Origin of the sequence: Pseudomonas sp. KD5 (assembly GCF_012932895.1) — a bacterium.
Classification (GTDB): Bacteria; Pseudomonadota; Gammaproteobacteria; order Pseudomonadales; family Pseudomonadaceae; genus Aquipseudomonas.
Genome location: NZ_JDWJ01000028.1, coordinates 1 through 4,457 on the forward strand (window position 1 = coordinate 1; position 4,457 = coordinate 4,457).

Consider the following 4,457-nt stretch of genomic DNA (forward strand, 5'->3'; position numbering starts at 1 on the left):
AAAAAAAGCAAACTGATCTATTATTTCCTCGTTGAATCAGATGCAAGGGGACACCTGGCATCAAGAGACGTGCTCTGCGTGGCATATGGTGAATCCGTTCACAATTAATGATGCCAATAGCTTAGTCAATTCTATGAAAAACAATCTCCCTATCTATTTCACACTATTTCAGATCGCTAAAGTGCGACACAGAAAAACGTAGTCTGCCCCCATTCTCTGCCATTCTCAGGATAAACGTGGTCTGTCCCCGTTTTTCGTTCTTTTTTTTTGGGGGGGGATCGCCTTTTGCGCCCCACCTTTCGCAAAAACTAATCGATGACTTTAGCTGCTTTTAGTTGCCTAACTGGATCCCAGTCAGTGGGTTTTAGCTGATGTTTACTCCACCATTGCATCCCCTCAGAAATCCATTTTTTACGTAAATCAGCGTGAGCTACTGTCGAGTCATCATATCCAAATTCCGTTCCACAACATGGACAAATATTATACGAAGCGCAGCCAAAACCATCATATGCGGCCTCATTAAGATCAGGATACCTACAGACCGGACAAATATATGTTTTATTACTATTGAGCATTGAAATAGTCCAAATTAGATCCCTTCCCATGCACTGCTGGATCAGGTTTGTAATATGTGCGAATATTTCCCCCGCTCGATACGACACCAAACTCATCTGTAGTCGGGTTATAACGTACGATATCTCCGTTACAAACAAATAAATCCGTCCCCTTTTCTCTTTGACTTGAGACCGGCTAATGGGCGGCCCCTTTTCTTCTTTTTCCCACCCTCACGGTGCCCCCTAGCAAAATAAATCCTCTCCGTTACGGACATCCGCCGTCAGTGAAATTCAATAGCATCGAGAATAGCTTGCAACTTTACCGGATCAGCAGCACCACCAAAGTAGTATTCATTACCGCCAAAATCTTTGAGATCCTCAGGGGTTCCCTTCCAATAAAGCACATAATAAATCTCATCCAAAACTTCTTCCAAGGCGCCACCATCTTGAAATGTTGACACGCGAATATAAGGACCATATACCTCATCCATTTGGACCAAAATTCGCTCACCAGTTTTTGAGTCAATCATCTCATCAGTCCCATTTAATACTATCAAACCACTCTAACTCCGCTTTAGTCGGAGCTCGCTTATCACCTTGTTTATTAACAGCGTCGTCAAATTTTACTGGTCTAGTGCGACCTGGAACATAAGGATTACTCTCTGTTTCCTTAACTCTAGTTCGCGTCATATCAAACTCGGTGCCATCCTTGAATACTATTTTTACACCAGGCTCCCCCGGTTGACCACCTAGACGGGTTTCATTTTTTGTTGTTCTTGTCGTAATGGTCCCAATCTCTTTCGGTGTAGTTGCTCCCTTTCCAGCTCCTAGACCAGGAATAATTCCGATGCCCATTTTTACAAAATCTGCAGCAACCCTAGTCAGGGCGCTACCGTTCAAAGAACTCACATCAGCCGCCATGGACCCTGCTGAGCTTAGATTCCCCTCCTGTATATGACCTACGTAGAAAGCTGCCCCCCCCTTATCTTCAGCTCTCAGTTGCTCAATCAGTGCTGTCAGTTTCTGATCATCATCCACCAGGCCATGAGCAATTGCTTGACAGATTTCGGGGGACCGCTTGCAAAGCTCATCACGCTCCAGCTCACGCTGGTCGTCGAGGGCGGCGTATCGATCTCTAACGGCTCGCTTTTCCTCCTCGGTCTCCTTGCTGTCCATTTCCGCCAGCATTTCTTTCACCTCACGGTGATAGAGATAGTTGTAGGTCGTGGCATTCTCCGCAATGTTGGCTCCCTGCTGAAGATCCCCATCTACCGCCGCAGCAGCCACAAGCCCCGTCAACTGCGACATCATTACTTGCAATTGATCGTTGCCATTCGCAAGGCTGATCAGCTGATTCATCATCGCTTCGTTGAGCCCCGCCGCCGCTGCGCCAGTGGCAAAATCGCCCCCCATCGCCTTCGATAGCAAGCCGCCCATCAACGCATGAGCGACTACTTTCTCGAGACTGCCTTCCGGGAACTTGATCGTAATGTCGCCAATCCAGTTAAACCCGGTAGCCATGGCCACATTGCCCGCCTCCCCCACCAGTGCCGCACCGAGGTTGTCGCCAAAACTGCCGCCCCCAATGGCGGTTGAGATGCCGCTGGAAATCACCGCACGCCCAGCCAACCGTGTCGCAATGTCGGTGAAGTTGGTACTGGTGAGAATGGACTTTGTACCTTCCGACGCACCGGCAAACCAATTGGCGTCCGCGTAATCGAGCATGCCCGCAGTAAATCCAGCAATGGCGGCGCCTTTGAGGCTGTCAGCACTGAATGTTTCCTTGAATGCCGCGCCCAGGTTGCCTTTATTACTGATGGTGCTGGTGACCGCAGTGGTCGCCAGGCTGGTGACAACTGCTCCCCCGGCGCCAGCGCCCACCAAGCCCAGTCCCGCCGGCCCCATGATGAAAGACATCAGGATGGCGATGGCGATTTTTGCGCCGGCACCAAGCCCTGAGGTGTCGTACTTAAAGCTCTCGTGAATCTCCTTCACCTGACGCCAGTTGATGTCGCCTCGAGCCTCAGCCTCTTTCATCCAGGCAAGGGCCGGGTCGGCTTTCACCATGGCGTCAATGGTCTGGCTGACGCTTTGCTGGTCGACTTGTTTGATGTCGATGCTGATCTGGCCAGCCGCTTTGATCACCAGTCGTCCCTGGGCGACGAGTTGACTCTGACGGAGGGTTTCATCCGTGGTGCCCGAACCTTTGGCCTTAAACCAGGCCAGATCCCCATCGCTTTTGGTATGGCTCTCGTCGTGAAGGTCCTTCACGCCTTCAAACGTGATGTTTCCACCACTGTCCAGCGTGATGTCCTTGCCACTCTCCAGCTTCGCCACCTGATACCGCTGATCCCCACCGCTGGCTAGCGTCAAGTTGCCGCCTGTGGTGATTTCACTGCCGATGTATTTCACATCGGTCACTTCATCGCGCTGGGTTTTCTTCGCGCCGAAACTGCCCTTTTTCTTCATGTCATACAGCGAGTAGTCGCTGTCTTTCGCCGCCAGCAAGTCGAGCTTGTCACCCGCCACCAGGTACGCCTCATCGCCTGCGGTAATGCGGCTGGAGATAACCGCGAGATCCTTACCGGCATCCAACTTCACGTTGCCACCCGCCGTGACACCCGACATGACCTGGCTGACGTGATCTTCCTGAACCGTGAGTTTTTTGCTCTTGGACAGGGAGTGCTCTTCATCCGCTGCCGAGCTGATGGTCAGGTTGTCGACCGCCGACATAGCGATGTCGCGCTTGGCATCGATCTGGCTGGCGCTGACATTGATATCACGCCCTGCATCGGCCGACAGATCACGTCCGGCGCTGATGCTGGCACCCAGTTGAGTGATGTCGCTGCTGTTGTGCTTGCTGTCGCGGAACACGCTGTTGGTGACCTGCGCCGAAGACACGTTGAGGTCTCGTCCGGCATTCAGGTCCATGTCACGACCGCTTTGCATGACACCACCGGCAATGTTGATGTCTTGCCCCGCCTTCACGGTGAGGTCGTTAGCCGCCTCGATGCGTGCGGCGTTGTCGGCGAAGTCAGTGCGCTCGCTGCGATAACCGCTAGCGCTCTCATGAGTGGTGACGGTGCGCTCGTTGATCACGTCGCCCCGGGTGGCCGTCTGCGAGACATCACGACCGGCGATGATGCCCCCCGCCTTGTTGGTCAGGTTGTTGGTGGCCAGCAGGTCGAGGCGATTGCCGGCTTCCACCAGGCCGCTGCTGACCAGGTCGTTGGTGGCGGTGGCCGACAGGTTGTTGGAAGCGCGCAAGGTGCCGGCATTATTCAGGTCTTTGCCGGCGATCAGGGTCACGTCGCGGCCCTGGATCAAGGCACCGTTGGCGGCCAAGCGGTTGTTGGCGTTGGCCAGGTACAGCACCGGCACCAGCACTTGCTCGCCGTTCACCTCGGCATTTTCCATCCAGACAATATCGTGGGTCAGGGCCGCGACTTGTTCAGAGGTCAGGCTGACACCCAAGGACAGGTTGAGCTCCGTCTTACTGGCGATGGCGTTATTCATCAGGTACTTGAACAGGCCCTCGTCGGAGGTCTGGCCATCGATGAAGCGCTGGCCGGTGCGGGCAACCACGGCTTGCTGGATCAGGCGTTGTTCATAAAGACCATCGCCCAGACGCTTGGCACTTTGGTCGGGGTCGTAGCCCAGGTTCGACAACAGGTAATCCGAGCTCATGAATTGCTTGAGGTCGGTGAGTACCGGGTTGGTTTCGATCAGGTATTTGTGCGGTTGGGATTTGCCAGCATTGCTCGGCAAGCCTTGCACGCGGTTGAGGGTGACTGGCGCACTGGTGGACGCGGTGACAGTGGCGCCGGTGAGGCTCCAGCTTTGTGGGCCGGTGCCGGTCGGGTTGGTGCTGCCTTCCTGGCTCAAACGGAACAGGCCGTTCTG

At 53.8% G+C, this 4,457-nt stretch carries 2 protein-coding genes and 1 pseudogene; all 3 read right to left on the reverse strand.

All coding sequences use genetic code 11. The features are described from left to right. Positions 1 to 308 precede the first annotated feature (308 nt). Positions 309 to 575, reverse strand: a complete 267-nt coding sequence (locus AF70_RS29685; protein ID WP_081625803.1) for a hypothetical protein — start codon at positions 573 to 575, stop codon at positions 309 to 311. Between the two features lie 260 nt (positions 576 to 835). Next, the gene (locus AF70_RS29550; RefSeq protein ID WP_155944825.1) at positions 836 to 1,084 is read right to left on the reverse strand and encodes a hypothetical protein; all 249 of its coding nucleotides are present in this window, start codon (positions 1,082 to 1,084) and stop codon (positions 836 to 838) included. Between the two features lie 4 nt (positions 1,085 to 1,088). After that, positions 1,089 to 4,439, reverse strand: a pseudogene (locus AF70_RS29560) (DUF637 domain-containing protein); the annotation flags it as partial. Positions 4,440 to 4,457 lie beyond the last annotated feature (18 nt).